15 protein-coding genes are annotated in these 16,647 nt (G+C 62.2%); 10 read left to right on the top strand and 5 right to left on the bottom strand.

All coding sequences use genetic code 11. The features are described 5' to 3' along the window. The first annotated feature begins 77 nt into the window (after positions 1 to 77). The 7 genes from fhuF (at position 78) to IZU87_RS09350 (ending at position 8,794) form a co-directional block, all read left to right on the top strand. Complete coding sequence (gene fhuF, locus IZU87_RS09320) at positions 78 to 959, top strand: siderophore-iron reductase FhuF (RefSeq protein WP_213114326.1); 882 nt, start codon at positions 78 to 80, stop codon at positions 957 to 959. 86 nt (positions 960 to 1,045) lie between these two features. Beyond that, complete coding sequence (gene rlmF, locus IZU87_RS09325; protein WP_213114327.1) at positions 1,046 to 2,242, top strand: 23S rRNA (adenine(1618)-N(6))-methyltransferase RlmF; 1,197 nt, start codon at positions 1,046 to 1,048, stop codon at positions 2,240 to 2,242. A gap of 331 nt (positions 2,243 to 2,573) precedes the next feature. After that, entirely contained in the window at positions 2,574 to 3,458 is an 885-nt protein-coding gene (locus tag IZU87_RS09330) for a glycosyltransferase family 2 protein (protein ID WP_240548731.1), read from the top strand. Further along, on the top strand, positions 3,458 to 3,934 hold the full coding sequence (locus tag IZU87_RS17695; RefSeq protein ID WP_249330511.1) for a lipid-A-disaccharide synthase N-terminal domain-containing protein: 477 nt from the start codon (positions 3,458 to 3,460) through the stop codon (positions 3,932 to 3,934). The genes IZU87_RS09330 and IZU87_RS17695 overlap by 1 nt, the downstream gene beginning before the upstream one ends. A 101-nt stretch (positions 3,935 to 4,035) precedes the next feature. Then, positions 4,036 to 5,727 (top strand): glycosyltransferase family 39 protein, encoded by a 1,692-nt coding sequence (locus IZU87_RS09340; RefSeq protein ID WP_249330512.1) that lies wholly within the window; start codon positions 4,036 to 4,038, stop codon positions 5,725 to 5,727. 113 nt (positions 5,728 to 5,840) lie between these two features. Beyond that, on the top strand, positions 5,841 to 7,625 hold the full coding sequence (locus IZU87_RS09345) for an ArnT family glycosyltransferase (RefSeq protein WP_213114328.1): 1,785 nt from the start codon (positions 5,841 to 5,843) through the stop codon (positions 7,623 to 7,625). 2 nt (positions 7,626 to 7,627) lie between these two features. Further along, on the top strand, positions 7,628 to 8,794 hold the full coding sequence (locus tag IZU87_RS09350; RefSeq protein WP_213114329.1) for an NAD-dependent epimerase/dehydratase family protein: 1,167 nt from the start codon (positions 7,628 to 7,630) through the stop codon (positions 8,792 to 8,794). Between the two features lie 112 nt (positions 8,795 to 8,906). Here the strand turns inward: IZU87_RS09350 and IZU87_RS09355 are convergent, their stop codons facing one another. Then, positions 8,907 to 10,070, bottom strand: a complete 1,164-nt coding sequence (locus tag IZU87_RS09355; protein WP_213114330.1) for an oxidoreductase — start codon at positions 10,068 to 10,070, stop codon at positions 8,907 to 8,909. Between the two features lie 399 nt (positions 10,071 to 10,469). Next, positions 10,470 to 10,979 carry a hypothetical protein gene (locus IZU87_RS09360; protein ID WP_213114331.1) on the bottom strand — a complete coding sequence of 170 codons (510 nt, stop codon included), beginning with the start codon at positions 10,977 to 10,979 and terminating at the stop codon, positions 10,470 to 10,472. 421 nt (positions 10,980 to 11,400) lie between these two features. Here IZU87_RS09360 and IZU87_RS09365 point away from each other — a divergent pair, with 421 nt between their 5' ends. After that, positions 11,401 to 11,832 carry an OsmC family protein gene (locus tag IZU87_RS09365; protein ID WP_043335071.1) on the top strand — a complete coding sequence of 144 codons (432 nt, stop codon included), beginning with the start codon at positions 11,401 to 11,403 and terminating at the stop codon, positions 11,830 to 11,832. A gap of 125 nt (positions 11,833 to 11,957) precedes the next feature. On the opposite strand, the gene IZU87_RS09370 is transcribed toward IZU87_RS09365, so the two are convergent. From IZU87_RS09370 to IZU87_RS09380, 3 genes are read right to left on the bottom strand one after another with little or no spacing between them, the layout of a single operon-like run. Continuing rightward, on the bottom strand, positions 11,958 to 13,022 hold the full coding sequence (locus IZU87_RS09370; RefSeq protein ID WP_213114332.1) for a YihY/virulence factor BrkB family protein: 1,065 nt from the start codon (positions 13,020 to 13,022) through the stop codon (positions 11,958 to 11,960). Positions 13,023 to 13,069: 47 nt separating this feature from the next. Further along, positions 13,070 to 14,020 (bottom strand): EamA family transporter RarD, encoded by a 951-nt coding sequence (gene rarD / locus IZU87_RS09375; protein WP_213114333.1) that lies wholly within the window; start codon positions 14,018 to 14,020, stop codon positions 13,070 to 13,072. Further along, positions 14,017 to 14,394: a DUF1904 family protein gene (locus tag IZU87_RS09380; RefSeq protein WP_213114334.1), complete on the bottom strand. Its 378-nt coding sequence runs from the start codon at positions 14,392 to 14,394 to the stop codon at positions 14,017 to 14,019. The genes rarD and IZU87_RS09380 overlap by 4 nt, the downstream gene beginning before the upstream one ends. Before the next feature lie 330 nt (positions 14,395 to 14,724). Here IZU87_RS09380 and IZU87_RS09385 point away from each other — a divergent pair, with 330 nt between their 5' ends. Both IZU87_RS09385 and IZU87_RS09390 read left to right on the top strand, forming a co-directional pair. After that, on the top strand, positions 14,725 to 15,639 hold the full coding sequence (locus tag IZU87_RS09385) for a nitrilase family protein (RefSeq protein WP_213114335.1): 915 nt from the start codon (positions 14,725 to 14,727) through the stop codon (positions 15,637 to 15,639). Next, positions 15,639 to 16,340, top strand: a complete 702-nt coding sequence (locus tag IZU87_RS09390) for a pseudouridine synthase (RefSeq protein WP_213114336.1) — start codon at positions 15,639 to 15,641, stop codon at positions 16,338 to 16,340. The genes IZU87_RS09385 and IZU87_RS09390 overlap by 1 nt, the downstream gene beginning before the upstream one ends. Positions 16,341 to 16,647 lie beyond the last annotated feature (307 nt).

Below are 16,647 nucleotides of genomic sequence, written 5' to 3' on the forward strand. Positions count from 1 at the left end.
TTTTTGATATGCAAATGCTAATAGTTTTCGTTAGTATGTGAGGCACTGTCTGTTTCTTCACGTCTGCGAGCTTCCCGATGATCGACGCGCTTTCCCCGCTCTTTGCCGGTCCGATGGTTGCCTATCGGGACCTGATCACTACCTACGCTCAGGTGCAGGCGGGTGATGAGGCGTCGCTCCAGCGTGTCGTGCCGGCGCGCGATGTGCTCAGCCCCGGGTGGCTGGCGGCGTGCATCGCCGCGCATGGCATGCAGTACGAGACCGGCCCGGCAGACGCCGCCTCTCCCCACAGCGCCCCCGATGAGCAGGCGCTGCTTTCCCAGTGGTCCAAGTACCTGTTGTCCTCGATGGTGTCGCTGCCGCTGGCGGCCAACCTGCTGCTGGACCATCAACTGCCATTGGAGCTGCGGCATCTTTCGCTGCGCCTTGGCGAGCATGGCGTGGTCACGCAGCTGATACTCGATGATGCAGCGGGGCAGGGCGCAAGCCTCCCGGCGGAGATCGAGTCGGCCGATGAGACGACGCGGCTCCAGGCGCGCTTTCAGGGCTACCTGGCGCATCTTGAGGCCGTCATCGAGCGCCTCGTGCCGCACACTGCGCTGGGGCCCAAGGTCTTCTGGAGCAACGCGGCACATTACTTCGTCTATATCGTCGGCATGCTGGAAGAGCAGGGCTGGGTCGCGCAGGCGGCACCGGCACGTCAGCTGATGGCGACCAGAATTCTGGCCGACGGGCGGCGCAATCCGCTCTATCAGCCGGTCAGCGACGTGATGGACCGCCATGGCGAACGGCATACGCCGCGCAAGGTGTGCTGCGTGCGTTATCGCATCGAGTGTCTGGGCTATTGCAGCAATTGTCCGCTGAGCATCGAGCGCGCCACGGCACGTCGCGCCCAGACACGTCGGGTCGATCAGCGTACCAACTCGCGCGCAGCGTTGATCGGTAGCGACCTGTCCTGATAGGTAGCGTCCTGAGCGTCAGCGGTCTGTGTTGATCGGCACCCTCTGGTAAGATGGCGACCCCTGTCATTGCCCGGTATGTCGTCATGTCCTCGTCTTCGCGCCGCCCACGCGGTGCTTCCCTCGCCAAGTCCGGCGCATCCTCCCGACACGACTCGGCTGACAGATGTCAGCAGGCCGCCCCGGCTGACCGTCGTGATCCGGCCGCCCGCGAGAAGCCCAGCGCGGCCAAGGCACCTTCCGTCAAAGCGCCTGCCATCAAGGCGCCTTCTATCAAAGCGCCTGCCATCAAGGTGATTCCGGCTCGCAAGGGTCAGCTGCATCCCCGCAACCCGCACCGTGGGCGCTATGACATGGCCGCGCTGGTCGAGGCGAGCCCGGCACTGGCGGCCTTCGTGATCAAGACACCCGCTGGCAGCGAGTCCATCGACTTTGCCGATCCCCTCGCGGTCAAGGCGCTCAATCGGGCCCTCTTGAGTCGCCATTACGGTATCGCCCACTGGGACATTCCCGCCGGCTATCTGTGTCCGCCCATCCCCGGGCGCGCCGATTATCTGCATTATCTGGCGGACCTGATCAGTGAAGCGAATGGCGGTCAGCTGCCGGCGGGTGAGCACGTGCGCGCGCTGGATATCGGCACCGGCGCCAACCTCATCTACCCCCTGCTGGGCAATCGCAGCTTTGGCTGGCAGATGGTCGGCAGTGATATCAGCGCGCAGGCGATCGACTCGGCTCGCGCGATTGTGAGCGCCAATCTGCGCCTCAAGGGCCAGATCGAGGTGCGTCTGCAGGCCGATCGCACGCGCCACTTCGCTGGTATCTGGGGCGCGGATGAGCGTTTTGACCTGGTGCTGTGCAATCCGCCGTTCCATGCCAGTGAAGCCGATATGGCGCGGGAATCGCAGCGCAAATGGCGCGGGCTCGACAAGTCGCGCCAGCAGCGCGGCAATGCCTCACGCAAGGGGCGTGCACGCAACGCGCCAGCGCTGAATTTCGCGGGTCAGGCGGCCGAGCTCTGGTGTCCGGGCGGGGAAGAAGCCTTCGTCACCCGCATGATCCAGGAGAGCCGCAACGTCGCCACGCAGTGCCTGTGGTTCACCTCGCTGGTCGCGCATTCGGCGAGCCTGACCGGCATCAGGAAAGCCCTCAAGCGCAGTGGCGCCAGCGAGGTCAGGGTGATCGAGATGTCCCAGGGGCAGAAGGTCAGCCGCTTCGTCGCCTGGTCGTATCTCACGCCCGACCAGCGTCGGCAGTGGGGGCGGGATCACTGGCAAGGGAAGTGAAGCGTCTGTCATAGCCGTATCAAGAGAGTCTTCGACTCAATGATGTCTTTGCATTGAAGCCCCCGTCGCCCAGCGCGACGGGGGCTTCTTGCATTGGCGGTTGTCATCCGCGCTTCACTTAAGCCTGCCTTAATAGTTTGCGGGCAAACTTTCTGCCAGAAACGCGCAGCCTGCCGGTTCCGATCGCTGCAGGATCTGACATCTATCCGGCTTGCTCGACGCCCAGTCATTGCTCAGGAGTTATTCCATGAAGTCCGCGATCACCATGACATCGCCTGGTCCAGACCACCCCTCGGCGCAGGGCGAGGAGCCCTTGTGCGGAGGAGTTTCGGTGTTGATACCGGCTCGTGATGAGCGTGACAACTTGCCGGGCCTTATTGCCGAGGTGCATGAGGCGCTTGCGGGGCAGCGCTACGAGATCATCGTGGTGGATGATGGTTCCAGCGATGGCAGTTGGAGTTGGCTCAAGCAGGCTGCGCAGGAAGATTCACGATTGCGTCCCTATCACCACGGCACCAGTTTCGGACAGAGTACTTCGCTGTGGCAGGCTGCCCGGCTGGCGCGCGGTCGATGGTTGGCGACCCTGGATGGCGATGGCCAGAATGATCCAGCGGACTTGCCGGACATGTTGTCACTGGCAACGCTCGAAAAGCTCGACCTGGTAGCTGGTCATCGCACGCAACGCCGCGATGATGCCGTCAAGCGTGTGTCATCACGCTTGGCCAATGCCATCCGACAAGCGCTGCTGCACGATGACACGCCAGATACCGGCTGCGGAATCAAGGTCATGCGTCGTGACGTCTTCCTTCGGCTGCCGTATTTCGATCACATGCATCGTTTTCTTCCGGCGTTGGTTCGCGCTCAGGGTGGCAAGGTGCAGTCATTGGCAGTCCGTCACCGCGAACGAGTGGCAGGAGTATCCAAATACGGCTTCTTCGATCGGCTCTGGGTCGGTATTGCCGATATCGTCGGAGTGATGTGGCTTGTGCGTCGCTCGCGTCTACCGTCACCGCTCGAGAATATCTTTGGCCATGCTGCCAGTGAGGCCATCGACCATGGTTCGCTGCCGTTGGTGGGGACGCACGTGTCGACGCCCTCTGCATCCGCGCCAACAAGCCTGTTTGATTCCCCCTCTAGATATCAGGCTGACGGTCACGATGCAGCAGCAGGTGACAGCAACCCGGACCAGGCCGACGTGGCGCGGGGTGCCTGCTGATGGATGCCAGTCCGTGTTGGGTCGCTGTCGGTTTTGGAGGCCAGGCGCTGTTCTCGGCGCGTTTCATCATTCAGTGGCTGGCCAGTGAGAAGGCGCGTCGTTCCATCGTTCCTCGTGCCTTCTGGTGGTTCTCGCTTGCCGGTGGCATGACGCTGCTTGCGTATGCCATCCATCGCGAGGACCCGGTATTCATTGCCGGTCAGGGGGCAGGGCTTTTCATCTATCTGCGTAATCTGAGCTTGATCAAGCGGGATCGCCGGTCACTCACGTCGCCTGGCAGCGAAGCGTCGTCCCGGGCACCGCAGGAGTCCACTGTCGTCGAACACGCTTGTGGCAAGACGGAAGAATGCGAATTGGGCACTGACGACTCCCTGAAGGCCAGGCTCGCGTCGCTGGAGATAGAAAACGCCCGACTCAAGACTGAAGTGGCACACCTCCATGCCAATCCCGTTCAGCACCAAGGGACAGGCGCATGAAGGCAATGACGCCAGCTGGCGGTGTGTACCGAAGACTTTCCCGCCATCCCTGGTGGGTCCTGGGGGCGTTGTATCTATCTGTCTCTGCCATCGGGCTTGGCATGCGTATGCCGTGGCCTGCCGATGAGCCACGCTTCGCGCTCAATGGTCTCGAGATGTGGATCACGGGGGACTGGTGGTTGCCACACCGCGCGGGAGAGCTTTATCCCGACAAGCCGCCGATCTTCATGTGGCTCAGTGCCTTGTCCACTGGCTTGGTGGGGGATATCCGCATCGGCTTTGCCCTGCCATCGCTGGTGGCCGGGGCCGCGACTCTGGGGCTGAGCGTGGACCTGATTCGCCGCCTGCATGGCCGGCACACAGCCTTCATTGCCGGGCTGTGGTTGCTCGCGTCAGTGCAGTTCATCCTGCAGGCTCGTACGGCTCAGATCGACATGCTGGTCACGGCTTTCATCCTGCTGGGTAGCTGGGGATTGTTGCGGCATGCATTGCTCAATGATGGCGTGCGCTATTTCTATCTCGGCTGCTTTGCGATGGGGATTGGCATCCTCACCAAGGGGGTCGGGTTCCTGCCGTTGCTGATGTTGCCTTTCTGGCTGATGGCTGCGCGTCACGCATCGACTTGGCGCAGCAGTGGTCGTCGCGCAGGGCAGCTGACATCACGCGAGCTGCTGATCGGACTCTGCTGGATACTGGCGGCTCCGCTGCTCTGGGTAGGGCCGATGCTGGTGATGTCCTTCGTGTCCGGCGATTCGGAGCTTGCCGCCTATCGCGACAACATCCTGCTCAAGCAGACCGCTGAGCGATACACCGACAGCTGGCATCATCTGAAGCCTTGGCATTACTTCCTGACCAGTGTGATTCCTTGGGCATGGATGCCGCTGCTGCTGACGCTACCCTCGTGGCCGAAGGCACTCGCTCGCCGCTTCTCGCGCCGCGATCTACGAGTCTGGCTGCCCCTGGTGGGTGCGGCATTGATGGTGGTCTTCTTCTCGTTGTCTCTAGGCAAGCGGGGAGTCTATATCCTGCCGGCGCTGCCGCTGTTGGTGATCGGCCTGGCACCCATGTTGCCGGGGTTGTCACGTAAGCCTCATGTCTCCTGGCTGGGGTTTGCACTTTGCGCCGGACTGGCAGGCATCTTCCTGATCGCGGCACTGCTCGGTGTCTTCGGGTACCCGGCATTGGTGACGCTTGCTGCAAAGGAGGGGGTGGTGCCGTGGGGGTGGTGGGGGCTGCTGGGTGTCAGCGGTATCGCGCTCTGTGCCTGGCTGAAACCACGGAACGGCTTGTTGGCCTTGGGGATTTGGCTCGTGGTGTTCTGGAGTCTGTGGGGCACCTGGGGGGCACGATTGATGGACCCGGTTCGCAATCCTGCCGTACTGATGGCGCAGGTTGCCGAGAAGAGCGATTACCAGGCATTGGCTATTCCCGATTTTCGTGAGCAATACATCCTGCAGGCGCGTCAGCCATTGTGGCACTTCGGTTACAAGACGCCGGAGGAAGACCAATTCTCGCGCCTCTATGCATGGCTGAAGGAGGCCCCGCAGAACCGCTGGGCCTTGTTGACACCCCGCAAGCTCAAGCGGCATGCCTGTCTGGATGGCGCACAGGCCATCACATTGAATGAGCCGGATGAGCAATGGGTACTGCTACCTGGCAGCGCGGCTGTGAAATGTCAGGGCAATCCCGATGCTGCGCCGATGTATCTGGCACCGACCTCGGTCTCGAATGAAGCGGCACAGCTGATCGGACTTCCCCAGCGACATACTCTGATGCCGGAGGTTCAGCCATGAAGTGTCAGAAGCAACTTTCATGTGCGATATCCCTGGTGGGAAGAGGCTCCCATTCGTTGATCAACCTGAATGCCAGCGAGCGAATATGTTGGACGCTATGGGGAGTGTTGCTGATGTCAGCAGCGCTGGCACGACCCTATCTGCCCATCGATGAAACTCGCTATGTCTCGGTGGCATGGGAGATGTGGCATGCCGGCAGTGGGTTCGTCTCGACCATGAACGGGGCGGCCTACGCTGACAAGCCGGTACTGTTGTTCTGGTTGATTCACGCCGGATGGGGGGTCTTTGGAGTCAATAATGTCTGGCCAAGATTGGTGATGCCGCTGGTCAGTCTGCTGGGTATCTGGCAGATAGGGCGTGTCGCCCGCACCCTGTGGCCGGCCACTGGCCTGGCCGATGCCGAACGGCAGAGACATGAACTTTGGGTACGCATGGTGCGTTGGATACTCGCCGGTTGTCTGATGTGGGTGCTCTATAGCCAGGCCTTGATGTTCGATGTGCTGTTGACGACGTGTCTACTGGGCGCGTTGCGTCCCTGGTGTACACCACAGGGAGCGCAGCCGTTCAGCCTGAGCGTCGTGCTCGAGAGTGGTGTGTGGCTGGGGTTGGCCTTGCTGGCCAAAGGGCCGGTCGCACTCTTGTGGTTTCTGTTGGTGGTCGGCTCGCGCCCCTGGTGGACGCAAGCACAAGCCCGCGAGGTGTGGGTCTGTGAGTGGCGCGGTTGGGTGTTGAGCCTGCTGCTGGGCATCGCGGTGTTGTGCATCTGGTTGCTTCCCGCTGTCATCACTGGCCCTCCCGACTATGTCGAGGATCTGCTATGGGGCCAGACGGCAAACCGCGTCGTCTCCGCGCAGGATCATGCTCGACCGCCATGGTGGTATCTACCGTGGCTGGCGGTGTTGATCTTCCCGCTCAGCCTGCGCCCGCGATTGCTGATCGAGGGGTTTCTGGCCTCGGTTGCTCGGCGGCCAGCGTCAGAGCAACCCTTGCTGAAGCTGGGACGCTTCTGGGCACTGGGCGCACTGCTGGTCTTTTCACTTATCTCCGGCAAGCAAGTGCATTATCTGATGCCGCTACTGGTACCGGTGAGTCTGCTGCTGGCCTGGGCTGCTCTGCGCCAGCCTCCGGCTCGCACATCGCTGAAACTGCTGGCGATGATCAGCGGTGGCCTGGGACTGACAAGCCTGGCGTTGTCGGTCATCGTCATGCCCGCAGGCTGGCTGACTGATGCCTCATTTCTGCCGACCCATGCAGCGCTGGTGGCTTCGGGCAACGCAAGCCTTGCGTGTCTCATGGCAGGAGCTAGCTTGCTGGCCTTGATGGTATGGCTATGGCCTTCCGTGGATGAGGCGAGACGCTCCATCACGGCTCAAACACCTGCCGCTGAGTCACTGGGCAATAGCGCGCTGAATGCTCAGCGGCGACTGGCGCTGGGTAGCGTGTTGCTGGTGACCTGCTTGCTGGCCCTGACATTACGTCCGTTATGGCCACGTCTGGATCAGACTGCCCTGGCTCAATGGGTTCAGCACCATCAACAGGAAGGCCAGGAGGTGGCCGTCGTTGGCTGGGACTATCAGGCAACCTGGCAATTTCTGGGGCGACTGACCCAACCGCTGAAGCAGTTGAAGCGCGATTCGAGTCAGCTGGATTCCTGGCAGACAGCGTATCCCGATGGCTGGCTGATAATCGAGGCTGACAAATGTCTGCGTCTACCCGACACGCGAGGCCCTCTGGCCGGCATGCGTGATTGGTGTCAGGCGGCAGTAGACGATGGAGCCAATGCCACGCCGGTCTTTCATCAGGGACGCCACCGATTATTGACGGTACCCGCAGCGGCATTGGGCGGCCCCTCATCAGCACCAACGGCGTTGGTCATGACCGCTCAGGAGAAACGATGAGCATGAAGATACTGGTAACTGGGGCTGCAGGTTTCATTGGTGCTGCTCTGTGTGAGCGACTCTTGAAGGAAGGCCTGCAGGTCGTCGGTCTCGACAATCTCAACCCCTACTATCCGTTGGCGCTGAAGCAGCACCGCCTGACACGTCTCGAAGCACTTGCCAGGCAGTGCGTTGCTGCCCCCGGGAATGAACGCCGGCTGGGCAGCTTTCGCTTCGTCAAGCTGGATCTTGTCGAACGTGAGGCGCTTCGCACATTGATGCAGGAAGAGGAGTTTGATGTCGTCGTCAATCTGGCGGCCCAGGCTGGGGTGCGCCACTCCATCACTCAGCCTTTTGATTATGTCGACAGCAACCTGGTCGGCTTCGTCAATCTTCTTGAGGCTTGTCGTGACACGGCCCCGAGCCATTTGCTCTATGCTTCCAGCAGTTCCGTTTACGGGGATGATACCCGTCAGCCTCTGCAGGAATCCCAGGCGGGTGTACGCCCGCTCTCGCTGTACGCTGCCACGAAGCGCTCAAATGAATTGATGGCTTACAGCTACGCGCATCTCTATGGTTTACCGGTGACAGGGCTACGCTTCTTTACCGTTTATGGCGCCCGCGGGCGCCCGGACATGGCGCCACTTCGTTTCGCACGCAAGCTGCTGGCCGACGAGGTGATCGATGTCTACAACCATGGACAGATGGCACGTGATTTCACCCATGTCAGTGATATCGTGGAGGGCATCTACCGGCTTATGCACCTGCCGCCGACGCAGGAAATGAATGCCGCTCCCTCGCGTGTCCTGAACCTCGGGCGTGGTGAGCCCATCGCATTGGGGAACTTCATCAATGGCCTCGAGGCAGCGCTGGGTGTCCCGGCTCGCAAGCGTCTGCTGCCGATGCAGCCAGGGGATGTCGAGCGTACCTGGGCAGATACCTCGACACTCGAGACGCTGACCGGCTTTCGCCCCAGTGTCAGTCTTGCGACAGGGCTTGAGGAGTTGGCTGGGTGGGCGCAGCAGTATCCGTCACTGCTGAGAGAAACCGATGATGAGCAATCGCCCCGGGTGGGATGTCCTGACGAAGCAGGCGTCGCTCCAGGTGGACATTCTGGACGCATGACAAAGGCCGGCATGACCGCCATGACGGCCTTGGCCTTCAGTAGTGGAACTCTCTTGAAGGCCTGAGTGGGATCAGTGGCTGTATATCTGAGGTCAGGTCGAGAAGAGACCAGTTCCCAACGCAAGGAGCCCCGCCAGTGACTGGCGGGGCTCTTTGTGTCTTGCCTGTCAGCCGCTATCAGCAGCGACCCTCGCAGTTGGCAGGCTTGTCATTGGCGATGCGCCAGTCTTCCTCGTTGGCCAGCGTGGCCAGCGGCGACAGCATCGAGAAGTCGAACTCGGTGAGGCAGGTGCCGCGTTGTACGCGCTTGGGCCAGTCATGATTGGCCAGCGCCGAGCGACCGATGGCGACCAGATCCGCGTGCTGCAGGGCGGCCTGCGCCTTCGCGACGCTGGCGACATTGCCATTGGTGATCAGACTCACCTCGGCGGCCTTCTCGCTGCGCACCTGTGCCGCCAGTGCGGTCAGGCTGAGACTGCGCTCGCACTCGTCGTCTGCCTCGGGGAAGGCGGGGGCATCGACATCACTGCCGGTCAGGTGCAGGAAATCCAGCCCGGCCTCCATCAGCTTGGCGAAGCGCTCGCGGGACTCGTCAGGTCCGCCCTGCCAGGTGAGGTTCGGTTCGGTCACGGTGCCCTGGGACAGGCGCATGCCGATGGCGAAGTCGGCGCCGACCGCCTCACGCACGCTGCGGATGACTGCCAGCGGGAAGGCCAGACGCGCGATGGCGTCGCCGCCCCAGGCATCGTCACGCTGATTGAAGCGCTCACTGATGAACTGGTGGATCAGGTAGCCGTTGGCACCATGCAGCTCGATACCATCGAAGCCGGCTTCCTTGGCGCGATGGGCGCTGGTGGCAAAGCCGGCGATCGCGTCATGGATCTCCGCTTCGCTGATCTCGCGGGCCAGCGGGAAGGGGCCGGAGCCACCGTAGAAGCTGAGCATCTCGCCACTGGCGCGGCTCTTGGAGGGGGCGACGACCTCATCCTTGAAGCGGTTGTGCTGGGTCTGGGCGCCGGCATGCATCAGCTGGGCGATGATACGGCCACCTTGTTGATGCACGGCGTCGACCACCGGACGCCAGCTGTCCTGCTGCGCCTGGTTGGCCAGCCCCGGCTGGTTGGCGTAGCCCTGGCTGAAGGCTTCATCGGTGTAGATGCCTTCGGTGATCAGCAGCGAGAAGTTGCCCCGCGCGAAATCGCGATAGTAATCGACCATGTCGAAGTGCACCTGGCCGTCATCCTGCGCGCTGGTACGCGTCATCGGGGCGAGCACCAGGCGATTGCTGAGCTCAAGCCCTGCGAAGGCATGGGGGGTGAACAGTGCGGTGGTGTCTGTCATCTAGTACGTCTCCCGCGGAAAGCATTCCGCTGTCGTATCCGGTCGTAGGCCCTGAGCGTCTGCGTGCACAAAGAGGTGAAGATCGACGCAGTGCGGTGGCCTGAATGAATGATCGACGGATCATCTGCATGCCCTATATCGTGCCTGCCGCACCTGGGTGTCACAAGCCGGAACGCTGGAAGGAGAGTGTTGTCGTTTTGACAACCTGTGCATGTAATTGACTGAATTTGCGAGATTTTTTCTCAAATAATTCAGGGTTGCTGCATGAAGTGGCAACGCAGTGCTGCTTTCCATGCACATAAGCATATGCGCGCAACGACGCAGGCCCCGCAACCGTGGGTTGCGGGGCCTGCGTCATCAGCGCCAATCGTGCCTATGGCGAGTGCTCAGTGCTGACGATCACTTGCCGTCGCACTGGGCGTTCTGCTTGCTGCTGCCGGAGGGCGGGCAGCCGAACCAGTTCTCGGTCGGCTTGGCCTGGCCGGTATTGGCGTGTCGGCCGCCCTGGCTGCCGATCTCGCCGCCATCGAGGCTTTTCTGTACCTGGCGCGTGGCGTTGTCCTTGTCTTGCTGACTTGCTTCGGGCTGTTCGTTCTGTTGATAGTGCGCGCCGTTGTCAGCTGCGCCGTCAGCTGCGCCGTCTGCGGTGCGCTTGGAGTGGCTGGGCGTTGGCTGGCCCTGCGAGGAATGCTGGGAAGAGGCCGCGCCGCTGGTCCCAGTCTCGGTGTTCATCTCGTCGAAGGCCTGGGCCGGGGAGAGGCCCAGCAGGCCCAGCATCACTGCGGCGGCGCCGATGCCACGGCGCAGGCGGGTGCTCGCGGCAGGGCGCTTGCCTGAGAGCAGACCAGAGCGCTGGCCATGGAGAGGGGCGTTGTCGTCAGTGATGTCTGTCGAGGTCTTGTAGAACATGATGAGGGGACTCCTTGCGGGTCTGGCTGCCGGTGTCGGCAGCCGCGCGGGTGAGGGATTCACCGGCGACGTATGAGGTGTCGGCGAATGCTGCGCCAGCTTGCGAGCGCACGATGCCAGACATGAGAGGATGACGTGAGTGATTGCACTCGGCGTTGCGCGCCAGGTAATCGATAGAACAGTTATCGGGGCACGCGGCGCGAATTCAACTCTTGTTCAATAATTGGGCCGTGGCGGCCGGCGCACTCGCCGGGGTGGGTGGCGTGTCTTGCTCACTCGATTGAGGCGCAGCCGACACGCGATCGATCAGACACTTCTGATGGCAAAAGGGCAGGCGCCCCTTGAAGTCGCGACGCGCCATGACAATGTGATTGGTACAGGGCAACGGCCCTGAGTGTTCACCCAGGTCAAGGAGACAGGCATGACGATCAAGAAAACCGGTTCCGCGCATTGGGAAGGTAGCGTCAAGCAGGGGAAAGGCACTGTCAGCAGTGAAAGTGGTGCGCTCAAGGATCAGCCTTACGGCTTCAATACACGCTTTGAAGATGGCGCCGGCACCAATCCCGAAGAGCTGATCGGGGCTGCTCACGCCAGCTGCTTCTCGATGGCGCTCTCGATGATGCTGGGCGAGGCGGGTCATGAGCCCAAGGCCATCGATACCACCGCCACCGTCCATCTGGACAAGGACGACAGCGGCTTCAGCGTGACCAAGGTTGCCCTGGTGACCAAGGCCGATGTGCCGGGCATCAGCGAGGCAGACTTCCAATCCACCGCCGAGAAGGCCAAGGGCGGCTGCCCGATATCCAAGCTGTTCACCGCCGAGATCTCGCTGGAAGCCTCGCTGGTCAACTGAGGCGTCGACCACGACAGAAACGACTCGCGTGACCTCAAGTTTCATCTCTGCGATGCGAGCATGAAAAAACCGCCCTTCGGGGCGGTTTTTTTCGTTGTGTGCGGTGAGCTTTCCGAGGGCGTGTACTAGCGCTTGTCCGAGCCGCTTTCTGAGTCGTTTTCTGAACCACTGCCTGACCCACTGCCTGACCCCCTGTCTGGGTTCATTGCCATTTCCTCATCCTCGCTGACCTCGCCGGCATGCTGCATGGCATTGCGGCGGGATTGCAGGCGCGTCAGTGGCTTGCGATCCGGCGTGCGGTACCAGCGAATATTCTCGCGTGAGCACTGCTCCAGTTCGGCGATCACCTGGGCGCCGAGCAGCAGGATCACGGCGCCGATCTCCAGCCCCAGCAGCAGCACGATCAGCGTCGCCAGCGAGCCGTAGACGGCACCGACGAAGGACAGGTGGGTGAAGTACCAGCTCAAGGCGAGACGCGTCAGCTCCCACAGGGTGGCCGCGACCAAGCCACCGACCAACGCGCGGCGGGTCGAGACGCGGGTCTGGGGCAGTATCTTGTAGATGGCGCTGAACAGCCCGAACATGCCGACGATGCTGATCAGATAGATTACCTCGCTGCCGGCATCGCCCAGGGTCAGCTCGATACCGGTCAGCAGTGTCAGGGCGTCATTCATCGCCGAAGCCAGCGCCACCAGCAGGGTCAGCGCCAGCAGGCCCGCGCCCAGCACCATCACGAAGGCGTAGGGCAACAGGGCGGAAATCCAGGCGCTGCGCTTACGAATCACCGGATGCTGATGGAAGATCAGCGCGATGGCGTCTTCCAGCATGCGAAAGGCCAGCCCGGCGAAGAACAGCAAGCCGCCCATGCCGATCCAGCTGATCACCTCGCGATTGGCCAGCAGCTTGCGCACCGCGTCCAGCAGAATGTCTTCCTGGCCCGGCCCCAGATGCTGGACCTGAATGGCGATGATGCTCATCAGGCGCGTTTCATCCACCAGGTGCGTCAGCAGTACGCAGAGCAAGGCGAACAGCGGCACGCTGGACAGCAGGATGTTGTAGCCGACGCCACCGGCCAGCAGCACGCCACGGTTGGCAATGAACTGTCCGATGACGCGCAGGGCGAAGGCCAGCAGGCGCGGCAGAAAGCGCAACAGGCGGCTGCTCACGGAGTCTGCAGCAGGGTCTGGCATGGCTGGGCATCCTCGCTTTGGTTCGTGGTGTCAGTTCAAGGGTGATGTCAGCCGCGCTGCCGGGCGCGATGCTGGAAAAATGTTGAGGCGGTATAGAGCGCCAGACCACTCCAGATCAGCACGAAGGTGATCAGCATCGTCGGATGCAGGGTTTCCTTGAAGATCAGCAGCGCGATCAGAAACTGCATGGTCGGGTTGATGTACATCAGAAAGCCCACCGTGGCGAGGCGCAGGCGACGCGCCGCGCCGGCAAAGGCGAGCAGCGGCAGCGCGGTGAGCACGCCGCTGGACATCATCAGCACACTGGCGGGTAGCCCCAGCGGGCCGACATCGCTGGCCGTGAAGTGCGATTCGCCGGAGAACCACTGACCGCCGATCAGCAGCAGCGCGAGTGGCGCGAGCATCATCGTCTCGACCAGCAGGCCCGACAGGCCATCCAGCGCGATGCGCTTTCTGAGCAGCCCGTAGGTGCCGAAGGTGACGGCCAGCGAGAGCGTGATCCACGGCAGTTTCGTCAGGCCGATCAGCTGCAGGCTCAGGCCGAGAACGGCCAGCCCCAGCGCGAACAGCTGCACGCGCGTCAGGCGCTCCTTCAGGAACAGCATGCCCAGCCCGACATTGACCAGCGGCGTCATGAAGTAACCCAAGCTTGCCTGCAGTACCTCATGCACCTCCACCGCGTGGATGTAGATACCCCAGTTGAGCGCGATCAGGATCGAGCAGGCCAGCACCGGCACAAGCTTGCGGGGTTCGGCGAAGGCGGCGCGCACCGGCGACCAGCGTCGGATGGCGCTGATCAGCAGCACCATGAACACGCAGCTCCACAGGATGCGGTGCAGCAGCACTTCCCAGGCGGGAATGCCCTCGAACAGCGCGAAGTAGAGCGGAAAACAGCCCCACATCACATAGGCGCCCAGCCCGAAGCCGACACCCTTGGCGCTCTCGCGGCGCGCCTGCGCCAGACTCTCGGCGCAGGGGCTTGCCTGCTCCCGCCTCATGCGGAGTCGCTCGAACCATCCTGCGCCAGTGGCTTGTCTGCGTTCTGCGCCAGTGGCTTGCTTGCTATGTAGTAGCCCGAAGGTTCAAGGGCGATGAAGAAGCTTTCGGCCTCCGGGTAGCCGGCCTCATTCATGGCCTGCGCGATGGATTGGGCGCACAGGTCGCGCACCTTTTGGCCACGTTCGAACCACAGCACCTCGACGAAGGGGAAGGCATCGACGAGCTGACCATCGAACACATACTGGGTGGTGATGCATTCCAGCGTGAATTCGTCGCGCGCGGTGGCGGTCGCTTCGCTCAGCTGATCGATCAGTGCGCGCGAGACAGGGGCAAGACGGGCAGGCGTGACACCGTGGAAGCGAAGCTGAGGCATGAAGCTCTCCTGTGAGTCGGAATGGGAAGGGGGCGAGCAAGCTCGCGGTGAACTGGCGTCGCCGCAACCTGGCGTGGCGACTTTGCGTTCATCGCCAATATATCACTGGCTTCTGATGCTCACACCCGCCGCCGGGGATTCGTGCGCACGCTGAGCGGTACGGCGACGACAGATCATGCTTTGCCTCTCACATCTGATCGCCACAGACGGTAGAATGAGCGCTTTCAAGGCGTGGCACGACCAGCGGCAGGGTGGGCAAGGCTCACGCCGCCGCGAATCCGCCAGTTGCCACTCAAGCGTCCATTCAGTCAGCAGGGAGGCACGACGACCATGACGACACAGCCACAGGCGACTTCCTCGCAAGCGAATGCTGGCGATGCCTCGCGAGGGGCGACACTGCGTGTCAGCCTGGTGCAGGCGGACCTGCGCTGGGAAGACCCGGCGGAGAACTGTCGCCTGCTCGGCGAGCAGCTGGATGCCGCTGGCCTGGTCATGGGCACCGATGGCCGCAATGCCGCAACCGATCTGATCGTGCTGCCCGAGATGTTCGCCACCGGCTTCACCATGAATTCGCGTGAGATGGCGCAGCCGATGGAGTCCAGCGAGAGCGTCGACTGGCTCAAGGCACAGGCCATCACCCGTGGTTGCGTGATGACCGGAAGCATCGCGGTGCTGGATGACGGCGAGTGTTACAACCGCATGCTGTGGGCCACGCCCGACGGTGAAGTGACGCACTACGACAAGCGTCATCTGTTCCGCATGGCCGGTGAGCATGAGCGTTATGGCATGGGCTATGAGCGGGTGCTGGTCGAGCTCAACGGCTTTCGGATTCAGCTCTCGGTCTGCTATGACCTGCGCTTCCCGACCTGGCTGCGTCAGCGTCCTGTCATCGGTGGCGTGAGTGCCGCCGAGACCGCCGCCGACAGCGCCTTTGAATATGACCTGCTGCTGTGCGTGGCCAACTGGCCGGGCGTACGGCGTCACCCCTGGCGTACGCTGCTGCAGGCGCGCGCCATCGAGAATCTGGCCTACGTGGTGGGCGTCAACCGTGTGGGTGACGACGCCAACGGGCTGCACTATACCGGCGACTCCATGGTCTGCGACTTCAAGGGCGAGCCCATCCTCGACCCTGCGCCAGACCAGCCCTTCATCGAGACCGTGACGCTTGAACGCGGCGCGCTCGACGAGTTTCGAACCAAGTTTCCGGCGTGGATGGACGCCGATCATTTCACTCTGGAGGCCTGATGCGCCTGGACAAATTCCTTGCCGAAACCACGGATCTCAGCCGTAGCGATGCCAAGAAGGTCGTGCACCGCGGCGATGTCACCGTGGATGGTGAGGTAGTCAAGAACACCGCGAGCGCCGTCAAGGATGGCATGCGCGTCGAATGGAATGGCGAGCACTTGGAGCTGATGGGGCTGCGCTATCTGATGCTGTACAAGCCGGCCAATGTGGAATGCACCAGCAAGCCGGGCCTCTATGAGCGCGCGCATGACCTGATCGATCTGCCCAATGTCGAGCGCCTGAGCATCGTCGGGCGTCTCGATGTCGACACCACCGGCCTGGTGCTGATGACTGACGATGGCCAGTGGAACCACCGCGTCACCTCGCCCAAGAAGGCCTGTGCCAAGCGCTATCGCGTCACTCTGGCGCGCCCGTTGGAAGGCGATGAGCTGGCGCGCGCCGTGGAGGACTTCGATCACGGCCTGATGCTGGATGGCGAAGAGAAGCCGACCCGTCCGGCGCGCCTCGAGATGGAAACCGCCACCGTGGGCCTGCTGTGGATCACCGAAGGCCGTTACCACCAGGTGAAGCGCATGTTCGCTGCCATCGGCAATCACGTCGAAGCCCTGCATCGCGAAGCCATCGGGGCTGTCGAGCTGGACCCGGAGCTGGAGCCGGGCGAATGTCGCTTCCTGCGTCCGGAAGAGATCGCTAGCTTCTGATCGCTAGCTTCTGAGCTGCGCATGCGTCATGAAAAGCCCCCGTCATTTTTCACGAATGGCGGGGGCTTTTTCATGCGCGTCGTTGGCTGCCGAGCCTTGTATCGTTCCAACGATCGCGCTTAAGGTAGTGATTCGTCTGCTCGTATTGTGAATTCTTTGCGGGAAGCGCGTTTTGCAGAAGTGAAGTGGACCCCATCCTTTGGACCACCTGACGGGTCGTCTAAGCTCGGATCAGGTCATCATCGGCGTCAGGCCGCCTGGATCAGTGGTTGAGAGAAGTACACTTCATCAGGTGTAGCATCGTCTA

Source organism: Cobetia sp. MC34 (assembly GCF_018340035.1).
In the GTDB taxonomy this organism is placed as follows: domain Bacteria; phylum Pseudomonadota; class Gammaproteobacteria; order Pseudomonadales; family Halomonadaceae; genus Cobetia; species Cobetia amphilecti.